Annotated in this window: 14 protein-coding genes; 5 read left to right on the top strand and 9 right to left on the bottom strand. The window is 44.5% G+C overall.

What is annotated here, in order from left to right; translation table 11 throughout:
- Nucleotides 1–101: 101 nt before the first annotated feature.
- The 4 genes from VPNCDNU1_RS08090 to cpdB all read right to left on the bottom strand — a co-directional run bounded on the left by VPNCDNU1_RS08090 (nucleotide 102) and on the right by cpdB (nucleotide 4,105).
- Nucleotides 102–950, bottom strand: coding sequence for a DMT family transporter (locus tag VPNCDNU1_RS08090; RefSeq protein WP_104399918.1), 849 nt, complete (start codon nucleotides 948–950; stop codon nucleotides 102–104).
- Nucleotides 947–1,417: a GNAT family N-acetyltransferase gene (locus tag VPNCDNU1_RS08085; protein WP_104399901.1), complete on the bottom strand. Its 471-nt coding sequence runs from the start codon at nucleotides 1,415–1,417 to the stop codon at nucleotides 947–949. The genes VPNCDNU1_RS08090 and VPNCDNU1_RS08085 overlap by 4 nt, the downstream gene beginning before the upstream one ends.
- Before the next feature lie 58 nt (nucleotides 1,418–1,475).
- Nucleotides 1,476–2,054: a Crp/Fnr family transcriptional regulator gene (locus VPNCDNU1_RS08080; protein WP_104399900.1), complete on the bottom strand. Its 579-nt coding sequence runs from the start codon at nucleotides 2,052–2,054 to the stop codon at nucleotides 1,476–1,478.
- 89 nt (nucleotides 2,055–2,143) lie between these two features.
- Complete coding sequence (gene cpdB / locus VPNCDNU1_RS08075; RefSeq protein WP_104399899.1) at nucleotides 2,144–4,105, bottom strand: 2',3'-cyclic-nucleotide 2'-phosphodiesterase; 1,962 nt, start codon at nucleotides 4,103–4,105, stop codon at nucleotides 2,144–2,146.
- 381 nt (nucleotides 4,106–4,486) lie between these two features.
- Between cpdB and cobA the strand changes: the two genes are divergently transcribed.
- From cobA to cysC, 5 genes are all read left to right on the top strand, one after another.
- Nucleotides 4,487–5,347 carry a uroporphyrinogen-III C-methyltransferase gene (gene cobA / locus VPNCDNU1_RS08070; RefSeq protein WP_104399917.1) on the top strand — a complete coding sequence of 287 codons (861 nt, stop codon included), beginning with the start codon at nucleotides 4,487–4,489 and terminating at the stop codon, nucleotides 5,345–5,347.
- Nucleotides 5,348–5,410: 63 nt separating this feature from the next.
- Nucleotides 5,411–6,319: a sulfate adenylyltransferase subunit CysD gene (gene cysD / locus VPNCDNU1_RS08065; RefSeq protein ID WP_104399898.1), complete on the top strand. Its 909-nt coding sequence runs from the start codon at nucleotides 5,411–5,413 to the stop codon at nucleotides 6,317–6,319.
- 17 nt (nucleotides 6,320–6,336) lie between these two features.
- Nucleotides 6,337–7,764: a sulfate adenylyltransferase subunit CysN gene (cysN, locus tag VPNCDNU1_RS08060; RefSeq protein WP_104399897.1), complete on the top strand. Its 1,428-nt coding sequence runs from the start codon at nucleotides 6,337–6,339 to the stop codon at nucleotides 7,762–7,764.
- A 69-nt stretch (nucleotides 7,765–7,833) separates the two neighbouring features.
- Nucleotides 7,834–9,558 (top strand): SLC13 family permease, encoded by a 1,725-nt coding sequence (locus tag VPNCDNU1_RS08055; RefSeq protein WP_104399896.1) that lies wholly within the window; start codon nucleotides 7,834–7,836, stop codon nucleotides 9,556–9,558.
- 49 nt (nucleotides 9,559–9,607) lie between these two features.
- Nucleotides 9,608–10,225 carry an adenylyl-sulfate kinase gene (gene cysC / locus VPNCDNU1_RS08050; RefSeq protein WP_104399895.1) on the top strand — a complete coding sequence of 206 codons (618 nt, stop codon included), beginning with the start codon at nucleotides 9,608–9,610 and terminating at the stop codon, nucleotides 10,223–10,225.
- 258 nt (nucleotides 10,226–10,483) lie between these two features.
- Here the strand turns inward: cysC and VPNCDNU1_RS08045 are convergent, their stop codons facing one another.
- From VPNCDNU1_RS08045 to VPNCDNU1_RS08025, 5 genes are all read right to left on the bottom strand, one after another.
- Complete coding sequence (locus tag VPNCDNU1_RS08045; RefSeq protein ID WP_104399894.1) at nucleotides 10,484–11,377, bottom strand: TIGR03899 family protein; 894 nt, start codon at nucleotides 11,375–11,377, stop codon at nucleotides 10,484–10,486.
- Nucleotides 11,378–11,666: 289 nt separating this feature from the next.
- Nucleotides 11,667–12,167, bottom strand: coding sequence for a DUF3299 domain-containing protein (locus VPNCDNU1_RS08040; protein ID WP_167404751.1), 501 nt, complete (start codon nucleotides 12,165–12,167; stop codon nucleotides 11,667–11,669).
- A 9-nt stretch (nucleotides 12,168–12,176) separates the two neighbouring features.
- On the bottom strand, nucleotides 12,177–13,433 hold the full coding sequence (locus tag VPNCDNU1_RS08035; RefSeq protein ID WP_104399893.1) for an ABC transporter permease: 1,257 nt from the start codon (nucleotides 13,431–13,433) through the stop codon (nucleotides 12,177–12,179).
- Nucleotides 13,433–14,146: an ABC transporter ATP-binding protein gene (locus VPNCDNU1_RS08030; RefSeq protein WP_104399892.1), complete on the bottom strand. Its 714-nt coding sequence runs from the start codon at nucleotides 14,144–14,146 to the stop codon at nucleotides 13,433–13,435. The genes VPNCDNU1_RS08035 and VPNCDNU1_RS08030 overlap by 1 nt, the downstream gene beginning before the upstream one ends.
- A 148-nt stretch (nucleotides 14,147–14,294) precedes the next feature.
- On the bottom strand, nucleotides 14,295–14,554 hold a 260-nt coding region (locus VPNCDNU1_RS08025; protein WP_145959448.1), incomplete at its 5' end, for a ZrgA family zinc uptake protein.

Genomic DNA, 14,554 nt, shown 5'->3' with positions numbered 1-14,554 from the left:
ATCACTGAGAGTAGAAAACTTCAGGAATAGCGCGATAACTTCAACAAAGACCGGATAAAAGTGCTGAAGTATTCACCATTTCATAAAAAGTTTAGACGTTATTAAGGATATTGACGCTTTTTGGTGGCTTTAATAGGCATCATAGGCAAAACAATCAGCAAGATACCGACTGCGGTGAGCCAATCAGGAATTTCGTTGAACCACAAAACACCAAATAACGTTACGAATAGCAGACCAGAATATTCCGCTAAGGCAATTTGTGATGTTTCAGCTTTTTTGTAGGCGGCAACGGCAAAGCCATTGTAAGTAAGAATGCAACACGCACTGAACACAATCCACATTAAGGATTCTAAAGAAATAGGTTGCCAGTTTGCCCACGCTAATGCACCAGAGATTGGCAGGGAGAAGATGGATGTCCAAAATAAAGTTGCCGCGACAGGTTGATTCCCTGGAAGCTTGCGAACCAATACATTAAATAGCGCTAAAGTCATTGCTGTGCCCAAAGCAAAAATGGCTGCCCAATGAAACTGCGATGGTCGAAGTACCAAGAGTACGCCAATAAAGCCAATAAATGTGGCGATAATTTTATTTGTTTGAGGTTTTTCTTTTAGTAACCAAGCTGAAAGAGGAAGCATTAATAGCGGAGCGGCATAGAACACGGCATTAGCCGTTGCTAAGGGTAAGTGAGTAATCGCTATTACCATACAACCACTGCCAATAAGCACTAGGTGTGCGCGTAACAGGTTGACAGGCATGCCTTTTAATCTACGTTCGGTTGGTTGAAGCCGAATCCAAAGTGGCAAAACAACCAAAGCGGAAACCAATTGGCGAATGAATATGTATTGGAAAACATTCGCGCCATCTCCCAGAACCTTTACAGCAACATCCGATACAGACGCCATTAAGTTGCCCGCAATCAAGAATAAAAGCGCAAGATTAGTTGGAGTTATAGGCACCTTTCTTTCGCTTCCCTGACCATGCCAATATGGGGAATACCATCTTCTAGGTACATTTCTGTGCACTGCACAAAGCCATGTTTTCCGTAGTACTGGCTAAGGTGTTTTTGAGCGCTTATTTTAACGGGAACGTTGCCCCAAATAGACTCTACACTCGTCAGTGCTTGCTGCATCAAATCATGTCCGAGCCCATTGCCTCGTGCACTTTCTTTGGTTGCAACCCGCCCGATACTAGCAACATTTGAATAACTGATGCCTTTAGCAAGTAACCTGGCGCACGCGACCAGCTCCTCTCCATCATAACCCAATAGGTGGAACGCCCCTTCGGTATGGTCTTTGTCATCCAATTCAGGGTAAGGGCAGTCTTGTTCCACAACAAACACATCCACTCGTAATTTGATCATTTGGTAGAGCTGCATATTGGAGAGTTGGCTAAAAGATAGGAGTTGCCAATTGATCATAGTAAGCCTCTGTTAATCTATTGATTAACCAATGTAAGACAAAGGAGGTAAGTACTCATTAACTTTTGTTAATTTTCTCTTTCAAACGCTTTTTAATACGACTTAGGCTGATATGGGTAATGCCTAAGTATGCCGCGATTTGGTAATCCGTAATTCTTGAAACCAAATCTGGGTAGGTTTCGCAAAACAGGCTGTAGCGCTCTTCTGGAGAGTGGAGCAACATGAAACGTTCCTTACCTTCTTTATACATCAACTGAGTCTCCAGTAGTTTGATATAAAGAGGGTGTGACTCAGCCCGCCATTGCTCAACTAACTCAATTGGAAACGACAGCAATTTTACTGGCGTAAGAGATTCTAATAGATATGGAGAAGGTTCATTCTTCACCAAGCTTTCAAAACTGATTAGCCAATCCACTTCCCAGTAGAATTCTTTACTGTATTGCTTTCCATCACTGGTTAGATAACACGCGTGACACAAGCCTTCTAATAAAAAGAATACATGAGAGGGCGATTCCCCTTGGTGTGCAAGGATATGGCGTGTTGGGAGATCAAATAGGGTGGCTTGATCCGTTATAGGTTTTATTTCTTTAAGTGAAAACCCAAGTTCTGTTAAATGTGTTGTAAATCTTTCGTCCATATTCTACTCATTGAATCGGCGTATCTGATAAAAAACCGCAGCCTTGGCTGCGGTTTATCTTAATCAGAGTTGCTTTAAATAGGTAGTGGCTATTTTTGCAATTCTAATCGGTATACACCAAAGCCAACATCATCGGTTGCGACGCGCTCCATTGGGTATTGACCTTTCTCTTTAATAAAGGTGGCTGCTTTTTCACTGGGTGAGGTTTCAAAGCGGATATCCAGCTTTGTGTCACTTGTGATTGGGGCGAATGACCAATTGTTATCAGCACTCGGAGCAAACTGCCCATTTTCTTGGCTCACTCGTGATATGTAGTTTGCCAATACTGTGCGATTTTCATCGGGTGCATCGAAGGCCACAAATTCAGAACCAGTACCGGGGAACTTGTTGCTGTATGCGCGATAGTTATTTGAAGCGATAATGAAATCTTGCTTCAAATCGATAGGTTTGCCTTGATAAGTTAAACCAACGATACGTTCAGAGCCTTCATTGATTACTTTACAGTTACCGTCGTATTTCGCTGGCTTAGTGATGTCGATTTGGTAGTTCACACCATCAATGACATCGAAGTTGTACGTACGGAAGTCGTCCCAATCAATCAAACTTTGTGGTGCTGATGAAGCAGTATCAATTTGTTTGAATTGACCCGCTGAACATTCAAGCCACTCTTTTACCTCTTTACCCGTCACTTTGAGTGCGACTAACGTGTTCGGGTACAAGTAAAGATCGGCGGCGTTTCTGAACGTCAACTCACCAGATTCCACTTCAGTAAAGTTGGCTGGATCGTTCTTTCTCCCACCCGCTTTGAACGGTGCTGCTGCTGAAAGTACTGGGATTCCGTCTAGATCAGGATCACCTTGTATAAAGCGTTCCACGTAATCTTTCTGAGCTAAGTTGACGATCTGAATGGTTGGGTCATCTTGAACCAATGCCAAAAAGCTGTACATCACGTCGTTAGCTTTACCTATTGGCTGGTTTACAAAGCCGCGAGTGCCTTTGTGATCGGCTTCTAACACCTTAACCATGTCTTTATCTGGTTCTGCTAACGAGATTTTTGATTTTTTATCGAAAATTGGACGCGCTTCGGCTTGTCCGTTCGATACCTTCCAGCCTTCCCCGTCTTTTTCTAAGACAAGATCCATGACACCTACGTGGCTACCCCAGCGACCGGGCATAACAGACACAACACCATTAATGGTGCCTTTTTTATTATCGACACCTTGGAGGTTATCGAACCCTTTACCCGGAAATACAGAGTGAGCGTGACCGAATGCAATTGCATCAATACCTTCGACTTCTGATAAGTAGAGCGTTGAATTCTCTGCACCAAGCTTGTATGGATCACTAGAAATACCGGAGTGTGGAATGGCAACAATGACGTCGGCACCCTCAGCCTTCATTTTTGGAACCAGTACTTCGGCGGTTTCTTTTATGTCTCTGGCAAACACTTTGCCTTCAAGGTTCTTTTTGTCCCACACCATAATTTGTGGTGGAACAAAACCAATGTAGCCGACTTTGACGTCTTGGAGGTTGCCATCGACATCTTTGAACTTGTGCTTTTTGATTATGTAAGGAGTGAAATAGTGCTCACCTGTACTTTTATCGAATACGTTGGCGCTGATGTACGGGAAATTTGCGTCATCAATGGTTTCCATTAGGAAATCCAAACCATAGTTGAATTCATGATTTCCAATGTTACCTACATCGTAATTCAGCTGATTCATGGCTTTGTATACAGGGTGGATCTCGCCTTTTTCTATCCCTTTATCCGCCATGTAGTCACCCATAGGGCTACCTTGGATAAGGTCGCCGTTATCAACCAAAACGCTGTTGGTGACTTCCTGCTGAGCTTGCTTCACTAACGTTGCTGCACGGGTTAAACCAATCTTTTGAGATGGCTTATCTTTGTAGTAATCGTAATCCATCACATTAGTGTGAATGTCGGTGGTTTCAATGATTCTCAATTTAATGGTGTCAGCCATTGCCGGACCTGCAATGGTTAATAAGCCACCAAGGACCGCAATAGAAAGAGGTTTCACAGCCAGTTTCATGGTTTGCTCCAGAGTCATAAGATGAAAAGTAATAGGATGAAAATTGACATGTCGAAATGTAACAAAAATCCATGAAACAAATTTGTCTTGCTTATGAATAGTGTGATCTGGCGTAAAGGTCGAAATGTCAAACTGTTAGCTATAAACCAAATTTTCTATTGGTTTTGTAATTGATAACTTCCTTAAACCGCATCTTATAAATGCAATTGGGCGCAATATAGGGGGAATTTTTTCACGAAATGAATAAATTGCTCAATATTCATGTCTCATGCTTTTTTGTTCTTATCAACTTTTCGAATAAAAAATGAAATTTTAGAATTTCAGGTAATAACGGTTGCTGGTCATAATGCCATCATCACAGGAAAAATGATGATGAGCACCATGGCCGGTAAAGACACACTGACGCAATTCCCAAATAAAAAGCCTCGCTTAGTGGCAGAACGTTCGAGCTCTGCTCGAAAAAGTAAGCTGCGCCCAGGCGAAGTTGCGTTAGTTGGCGCAGGTCCGGGTGATGCAGAGCTACTCACTTTAAAAGCACTGAACTACCTTCAACAAGCTGATGTCGTTCTTTACGACTATCTTGTTTCGGATGAAATCATGGAGTTGGTTCCTGACGACACGATATTGGTGTGTGTTGGGAAACGTGCAGGTCACCACAGTGTTCCACAAGAGAAAACCAACCAATTGCTGGTGGACTTTGCTCATCAAGGACACCGAGTCGTCCGCATTAAAGGTGGCGATCCATTTGTGTTTGGTCGTGGTGGAGAAGAGCTGGAAGTTTTATTTGAAGCCGGTGTACCTTTTCAAGTGATTCCCGGTATTACTGCCGCTGCTGGTGCAACAGCATACGCAGGGATTCCACTGACGCATCGCGATTACGCGCAGTCTGCTATGTTCATTACGGGCCACCTCAAAGCAGAAAGCGATCAAATGGACTGGTCAACGTTAGCTCGCGGTAATCAGACACTGGTTATCTATATGGGGCTAATGAAGTCCAGTTACATCCAAGAGCAATTGATCAAATTTGGTCGCGACGGCGCAACTCCTATCGCCATCATCGAACGTGGTACTCAATCCTGTCAGAAAGTATTCAAAGGCCAGCTAAACGAATTGGCAGATCTCGCCGTGCATGCGGAATCACCTTCTCTCATCGTAGTAGGGGAAGTGGTTAATCTGTCCAGCAAGTTGAGCTGGTTTGGTGAAAACCAACAAGATTTAGAGCCGGCAATGAGTTTTGCCTAACTCTTGTGTGACTCTGAGCATATTTGAAAGCTCGTCGACGAGCCTTAAAGGAAGCAAAAGAAAATGGATCAACAACGATTAACTCACTTACAACAGCTAGAAGCGGAGAGCATTCATATCATCCGTGAAGTGGCTGCTGAGTTTGATAACCCCGTCATGATGTACTCCATCGGTAAAGATTCATCGGTGATGCTGCATTTGGCACGTAAAGCGTTCTACCCAGGGAAAATTCCTTTCCCGTTGCTGCACGTCGATACCGACTGGAAATTCCGCGAAATGATTGAGTTTCGTGATCGCACAGCAGAAAAATACGGATTCGATCTTTTGGTTCACAAGAACCCAGAAGGTTTGGCAATGGGCGTTGGTCCGTTTACTCACGGTTCTTCAAAGCACACCGACATCATGAAAACTCAGGGCTTGAAACAAGCGCTGAACAAATATGGTTTTGATGCGGCGTTTGGCGGTGCTCGCCGTGATGAAGAGAAATCACGTGCGAAAGAGCGTGTGTATTCTTTCCGCGATAAGAACCATACGTGGGACCCGAAAAATCAGCGTCCTGAGCTATGGAAAACTTACAACGGTCAAGTTAACAAAGGTGAGAGCATTCGTGTATTCCCACTTTCAAACTGGACCGAGCTGGACATTTGGCAATACATCTACCTAGAGAACATTGAAATCGTTCCATTGTACCTAGCAGACAAACGCCCTGTTGTAGAGCGTGATGGCATGCTGATCATGGTTGATGATGAACGTATGGAAATTGCAGCAGATGAAAAAGTAGAAGAGCGTAACGTTCGCTTCCGTACTTTGGGTTGTTACCCGCTGACAGGCGCAATCGAATCTGAAGCGACTACGCTTCCGGAAATTATCGAAGAGATGCTAGTAGCAACATCGAGTGAACGTCAAGGACGAGCGATCGACCACGATCAGTCAGGATCGATGGAACTTAAGAAACGTCAAGGCTACTTCTAAATCTAAGGAAAGAAAAAATGAACAGTGCTGTTGAAGCTCAATTAGCAGAGTTGGGGATCGAAGGATACCTCAATGAACACCAACACAAATCTCTACTTAGATTCCTGACTTGTGGTTCAGTAGATGATGGTAAAAGTACATTAATCGGTCGCTTGCTGCATGATTCTAAGCAAATTTATGAAGATCAGTTAGCCGCCGTTCACTCAGACAGCCAGCGTGTAGGGACAACAGGTGAAAAGCCTGATTTGGCTCTATTGGTTGACGGTCTGCAGGCAGAGCGTGAGCAAGGGATCACCATCGATGTAGCGTATCGCTATTTTTCGACTCAGAAGCGTAAGTTCATTATCGCGGATACTCCGGGACATGAGCAATACACTCGTAACATGGCGACAGGTGCATCAACGTGTGATGTGGCAGTTATCCTTGTGGATGCACGTAAGGGCATTTTGGATCAAACGCGTCGTCATTCGTTTATTTCTAGTCTTCTTGGTATTCGTCACTTCATCGTTGCGGTGAACAAGATGGACTTGGTTGAGTTCTCGCAAGATCGTTACGAGCAAATCAAACAAGAATACTTGGATTTCTCTAAGAAGCTTGAAAGCAATATCGATATCCAACTGATTCCTATTTCAGCACTGGAAGGCGACAACGTGGTAGACAAGAGCCAGCCAATGAGCTGGTACGAAGGTCCATCATTGCTTGAGCTACTTGAAGATGTTGACGTAGACCAAGAAAGAGGCGACGGCGAATTCCGCTTCCCTGTTCAATACGTGAACCGTCCTAACCTCGATTTCCGCGGCTTTGCAGGTACGGTATCTTCAGGTTCGATTTCTGTTGGTGATGCGATTCGTGCTCTTCCTTCAGGTAAAACCTCGAAGGTGGAAAGCATCGTTACGTTCGATGGCAACTTAGAATCTGCGCAAGCAGGTCTAGCCGTAACTTTGACGTTAGAAGATGAAATCGACATTAGCCGTGGCGACTTGATTGTGCTTGAGAAAGCCAACATCGATTCAACGAACCGTATTTCGGCGGATGTTGTCTGGATGACGGAAGAACCACTTAAGCCGGGCAAAGATTACGACGTCAAGATAGCGGGTAAGAAAACGGTTGGTCAGGTTGAAGCGATTCAATACCAATATGACATCAACAACCTATCTAAGCATGACGCACAAGAAGTACCACTCAACGGTATTGCTGCATGTGAGTGGTCTCTGAATGAGACGGTCGCTTTAGATGCTTACCAAGACTGCGCTGATACAGGCGGCTTTATTATCATTGACCGTCTAACTAATGTCACCGTTGGTGCAGGTCTGATTCGTGAGCGCTTAAGTGAAACTGAAGTACAAGCGGGCGATTTCTCTGCCTTTGAGCTTGAACTGAATGCTTTAGTTCGTAAGCATTTCCCTCATTGGGATGCGAAAGACTTAAGCAAATTGCTTAAATAGAAGCTCAAGGGCGAAAGCCCTTAAATAAGGGAGCGACAACGCTCCCTTACTTTTCTCAGAGAGTAGGGTATGTGGGAACAAGGATTTGTATTAGCGGTGTTACTTGGCATCGTGACCTGTTTACTGGTCACGCGCATTAAGCCGAGTATTATTTTTGCTGGTGCGGCATTTCTCGCTTATATGGCTGGACTGAGCGACATCACCGAGATCGCCGCAAACTTTACTAACTCATCATTACTGACATTAGTGCTATTGATACTGGTGTCTTGTGCGCTGGAAAAATCTCGCTTAATCAGCTGGGTAAGCCGTCATATCTCAGAAGGACGTTTGGGAACGGTGGTGGCTAAGCTGGGGGTTTCCACCGCATTGCTTTCGTCGTTTACCAATAACACCGCGGTTGTGGTGTCATTGATTGGTGCGATAAAGCGTAATCAACAACATTCTCCGTCGCGATTGCTGATTCCACTCAGCTATGCCGCCATTTTGGGCGGAACGCTGACATTGATCGGCACATCGACAAACCTGATTATCAACAGTTTTGTGGAAGACGCAGGGCTTCCAAGTTTGAGCTTTTTTACCCCAACGATGATCGGCTTGTCGGTCTTGGTTGGTGGCATGTTGATCCTGATTCCGTTGAGCTACCTTCTTCCGAATCATGAAGATCACTCTCAAGATGACTTGCCTTATTTTCTGGAAGCGATAGTAGAGCCAGGCTCTCCATTAGTGGGTAGAACCATTGCCGAAAACAACCTACGTGCCTTAAGAAAACTGTTTTTGGCTGAAGTGATACGCGACGGTGAAACCACCGCCTCAGTTGACCCTGACTTTGTGCTGCAAGCAAAAGATCGCCTGCTGTTTTGTGGCGATGTAGAAAGTGTCGCTACATTACAGGAAATTCAGGGGTTGAAGCTGTTTGGTCAACACCATCTTAATGGGCAAAGTTTCCTGGAAGTGGTTGTCAGTTCTTCCGCATCTATCTGCAATAAAACACTGAAATCTTCGCAATTCCGTGACCGTTTTGATGCCGTAGTGGTTGCCATTCGCCGTGGTCATGAGCGATTAGAGGGCGGATTAGGCAACGTACGTTTGACTGCTGGCGATACCTTGGTACTCGTTCCCGGTAAACGATTTGAAGCAGAAAGACGAACTCACAGCAGGGAATTTGTACTGGTTAACGACCTTGATTCCACTGCAAGGTTGGACTCGAATAAATCCACTATGGTACTGCTGGGTTTTGCGAGTGTGATTGGCTTAGCGTTATTGGAAGTGCTTCCGTTGCTTAAAGGCTTAGCGGGTTACCTGCTGGTATTACTTGCTGCCGGAATCGTGACCTTTAGTGAACTCAGAAGACGTTTTCCTACCGACATTGTGGTGATTGTGGGCAGCGCCTTGACGATTGCTCAGCTCATGATGTCTTCTGGCTTGTCTGTCAGGCTGGGAGACATGTTTATTGAAGCATTCAATGGTTGGGGGGTGTTTGGTGCATTGGTCGCAACCTATTTGCTCACATTGGTGCTGACAGAGCTCATTACAAACAACGCCGCCGCTGCTCTGGCATTCCCATTGGGGTACAGCATGGCGATAGGCTACGGGGTCGATCCGATGCCATTTATTATGGCGGTATTATTTGGGGCAAGTGCCAGCTTTATTTCGCCATACGGCTATCAAACCAATTTATTGGTGTATAGCGTAGGTAATTATCACATAACGGATTATTTGAGGGTTGGCTTACCCATTTCTTTGGTGTACTCGGCTTTAGTGCTGACGCTGATCCCTTACTTTTTTCCATTTTAAGTCCACAGCCTAAGATTGGGTGTGGCGGTTTATAAAGGACTGAACGACTATGACAACAGCAACCGTGCAGCGCGATGAAAACGTCGTATGGCATCAGCATTCGGTAAGTAAGGCTTCGCGTGCTAACCAAAAAAATCAACAGCCAGCGGTGCTTTGGTTTACGGGGTTATCGGGTGCAGGTAAATCAACCGTCGCTGGTGCACTGGAAGTGAAATTAGCGGAATTGGGGTATCACACGTACTTGTTGGATGGTGATAATGTTCGTCACGGGTTGTGTAGTGACTTAGGCTTTTCATCACAAGATCGCCGTGAAAACATTCGTCGTATTGGCGAGCTAGCAAAATTGATGGCTGACGCAGGCCTTATCGTGTTGTCTGCGTTCATTTCACCGCATCGTGCTGAGCGCCAAATGGTTCGAACCATGCTTGATGATGGTGAGTTCCTTGAAGTCTTCGTCAACACTTCTTTGGATGTGTGTGAACAACGAGATCCGAAAGGGCTTTATAAGAAAGCACGTGCTGGTGAAATCAAAAACTTCACAGGTATCGATTCTGAATACGAAACACCAGAAAACCCTGAAATTGATTTGCCTGCTGGTGAGAAGAGCATAGATGAACTGGTTGAATTGTGTTTAGCTGATCTAAGAAGCCGCGGCATCATTAAGTAAGCCGCTTTTAGATATAGAAAGTATAAAGGGAATCACTGGGTGATTCCCTTTTTTGATTTTAGCGATCAGGTTTAAAATTTCACTTAGCAAGCGAGCTATACCAATCACAGTAAGTAAGTGTTCATAAATAGCGAAGGAAAAACGCTTGAGAACAAGGCAAAAAACTTCGATAAGTAGTTATTCTACAATCAAATTTTTTAACGCAGTTATCGAGTGTTTTAACAAGCTAGAATGAGTAATTACTTACTACGATTGGTATTATACACTTTGATTAACGTGACTGCCTGCTTCTGTCTGTACAGTGAATTTTTGTGCCAATAGTGCCATAAGTTGGTCGTAATAATTGGTATTCGGTTTGTTACCCAATAGGCGGCAAAGCTCATCGCCCGTTGGTGTAAAGCGGTAGTAGAGCAAGCGGATGCCTTTATTCATAGGTTGAAGTGCTATCTGCTTACCTTGATAACTGATTAATAGAGCGGGGTCGAAATCCACTTCACCTGACTCCAACTCTGTACCGAGCACTAAGCCGAGCTCTATCAAATGCAATAAGCTGGAGTATGGGAGCTGATACGTCCCCATGTTGACGACAATGGTATTTTCCTTTTTGTAGAACCCTAAAAAACCCTCTTTAGACTTAAAGCCGAGTAGCAGTTTTTTGCTGTTATCGCTGCCAAAGCTGCACGCTAACGAGGCGGCGCGTTGTAGATTTTGGGCTTCTTTTGGCGACATGTCTTTAAGAACTTGAAGGGCTTTCATAGACGTTGAGCCCGGGTTTGTGATTTCACGCTTGAGAACTTGGCTCCACAACTTTTGCATTGAGGAGTTATGAATGTCTTGTGCCATATCGAAGAAACGGCATAGCCAATCGGCATCGGGCTCGCCTGCGGTTTCGTTATTGCAGCTGTCGTGCGCAAACTTAAGGATTTTCTCTAAGTTCTTTTGGCGCTGCTCTTGGCGTTTCTTCTGGCGACTGATGGCACGTTCAATAGCAGATGTCTCAGGCGGCTCGTCTTCTAAAAGGGCATCCAACTGATGTACCTGAGCGATTTGAATCACTCGGCTTGCACTGTCGCGTATAAACGTTTTCTTTTTATTGGATGCGCCTTTGGTACTGGCTTGTTCTATAACTACAGGCTTTTTGTCGTCTGCCATTGATTCGATTCCAAATAAAGTTTAAGTGCTCGATTACTATACTAAAGTGGCTTTCCAGCCTGAGTCCAGCAAACTTATTGGAACTTTATCAAGATTTTGACTATTCGTGATGCTAACGATTTGTTAAAATTGTTGCGAGTATATTGGAGGTGATATGCAGGAGATGAAAGGAGTAAAACTTAGAAAGCATGTATCAATTGCGCTGTTGCTATTGATTTACATTGCAGTGTTAGCCTACCTTTCTAAATTCATTGTTTAGTAGGCAGACTAACTTCCCCATTTAAGCGGCTTAAGCGTCGTCGTACTCTTCTATTTCAATTCCTTCAATTAAATAGCCTGTCTCAGCCAAATCGGAATTGATCGTCTCGGTTTTCAACGTTCCTACCACATAAATAACATCCCATAGCTGGTGTATCGGTGCGCCTTTTTCAAACTTCACGTAGATAATTTGGTTTGGCGGTGGTGGTGGGACATGAACACAAGCGCCGAAGTAGGGAACCAATAAGAATTCTGTCACCTTTTTATCGTCGCCTTCCAAAGGGATAACAAAGCCTGGGATCTTCACTTTGCTGCCATTCAATTCTGGGCGAACACTGCCCACTTTGGATTGACGAACAACGTCTGTGTTGTGATCCGCAACTGGCATCCCTCCAGCTGTAAATTGCTTTCTTTCGCTTTCTGGGATGAGATCTATCCAATCCAGAGTTAATGTTTCTACAGTCACTTTGTCTGCGTATGCGGGAGCCATAAAGCTCAAGGCGCAGCAAAGGATGAGTAGGATTTTTTTCATTTGATGTCCTTATATCCTAATGGTCATACCGTCCGCCAGAGATTGACGATACGCTCTGAATGCGGGAATAAACCCGATGAGTATACCTGCACTTTGTACTAATCCAAGTAACATCCACTCGTGAGCACTCAACACGGTAAGTTCTATATTTATGCCATACATTTGTGCTGCGATGGGGCTTATTATTGCAATTAATATGTAAAGAAGTGCGATGCCAAATACAATACCAGCAAGTGTTAATGCGCTGGCTTCGCTAATCAGTAAGAAAAAGATGTGCTTAGGGCGCGCACCCATCGCACGCAATATCGCCATCTCTCTTCTTCGTTCTTGCAAGCTGGTTAACAGGCTGCTTAGCATGCCCAGTAGCCCAGCAACAACCACAAACCCCGATACTGCCAGCAATGCTTGTTCAGCCACCGACATCATCCCCCAAAGTTCGTGAAGTGCTATACCGGGTAGAATCGCACTCATGGGTTCTTTGTTGTAGGTGTTGATCTGGCGCTGCAGCGCAAAGGTATGAATCTTCGATTTCAGCCCCAGCATAAAGGAAGTAATCTGTTTTGGCTGGAAATTTTGCTGCTCAAGAACGTCTGAGCTCGGTGTATCGCCAATTTTTGCACCGGACTCCCAACCAACATGAATCGCTTCAATCGCTTGCAAGGAAACATGAACGGTTTTATCTACTGGTGTACCTGTAGGCGCAAAGATGCCCACAATTTTAAAAGGAAGGTTGTCGTGGCGAGTGAATGACTTATCACTAATCCCATGGGCAATAATGATTTCGTCACCAACCTTGTAGTCAAGTGTTTTCGCAACATCGGCTCCGATAACCGCCTCGAATAGACGGTTGAAAGGCTTACCTTCACGCAATTCTAGAGGCTGCTTTTTGCCATAACGAAAATACTCAAAGTAGCTTTGGTTTGTACCAAGCACGCGGAAACCCTGATGGGAGTCGCCTAGAGACATTGGAATCGCCCATTTTACCGATCGGTGCTGGCTGAATTCTTCAAAGCTTTTCCAGTCGATGTTGTTTGTGGCGTTACCAATTCGGAAAACAGAATAAAGCAACAGGTTGACTTGACCCGAGCGAGAGCCAACGATCAAATCCGTACCTGAAACGGTATTGGCAAAGCTGCTTTTGGCTTGCGTGCGTATACGTTCTACTCCGAGGAGTAACACCACTGATATGGCGACAGTGAGAATGGTTAAGAACGCCGTTGCTTTACGATTGCCAAGACTTTTACGGGCAAGATGAAGAATAGCCATTAGCGATCACCTCCTAAAGCCTGATTAATATTCGGTAGATCGATGGTTCGATCAAAGAAAGACTCCAACGTTGGGTCGTGGCTAACAAATACTAAGGTGGTATTGGCTTGTGTGGCTTCTTCCATTAGAAGTTCAATAAAGGCGGCACGGTTGTCATGGTCAAGTGCCGACGTGGGTTCATCAGCAATCAGTAACTCAGGGTGACCAATCAAAGCTCGGGCAGCAGCAACACGCTGTTGTTGCCCAATACTGAGATCAATAACGGGAGTGTGGATCTTATCTTTTGGTAAGTGCAGACGCTCTAGTAAATGCTTGGCTTCTTGTTCCAGCGATTGTTTGACATTATTTTTTCGAATGCTGGAAAACTGGCAAGGTAGGAGCACATTATCAATCACTGACAAATACGGCAGTAAATTGAATTGTTGGAAAATATAACCGATATGATCGGCTCTAAAGCGATCGCGTTGCCCTTGCGAAAGGCTAGAAACGGTTTCGCCTAATATGGAAATGCTACCGTGTTGAGGCGTTAAAATACCGGTCAACAAACCCAGTAATGTTGACTTACCACAGCCACTTGGTCCTTTGATGAAGATTCGCTCTTTTTGTGACACAGTAAATTCAGAAATATTTAAGGTATCGGGTGCATCCGATGTCCAAGCGTAACGGATATCTTGCAAAGAGATGATCTGTGAAGATGTAGGAGAGGCTGTCATGGTGTTGTCCATCTGATTTAGAGTCAAAAGATCCTGTTGATTCAATATCCAAATAGGGTCTGCTTCTCTTTCGCTGTTTACGAAAGATAAACAGACCCTAGTCATCTTGGTATTGTTTTATCTGATTTTATGAATCAATAACAGATTGTTAGAACGAAACCTTGTGATTGTTCTTACTCAGCTCAGTTGCCACTTGAGCTTTTTCAGTGATCATGTTTACGCTCATTGATTCTGTTGATGGGAAGTGCTTGAACCATTGGGTATCAATCTGGTTTAGCTTCGCGATGTTTCCACAGTCGAAGTGGTATTCAACGATGAACTCACCGTGACCGCCATGTTCTTCATGATCATGCTTGTCGTGATCGTGTTTATCATGGTCATCGTGATGTTCATGCTTGTCATGATCGT

It is taken from the genome of Vibrio penaeicida (assembly GCF_002933855.1).
Taxonomy (GTDB): domain Bacteria; phylum Pseudomonadota; class Gammaproteobacteria; order Enterobacterales; family Vibrionaceae; genus Vibrio; species Vibrio penaeicida_A.
This window is presented reverse-complemented; position numbering and strand designations above follow the sequence as displayed.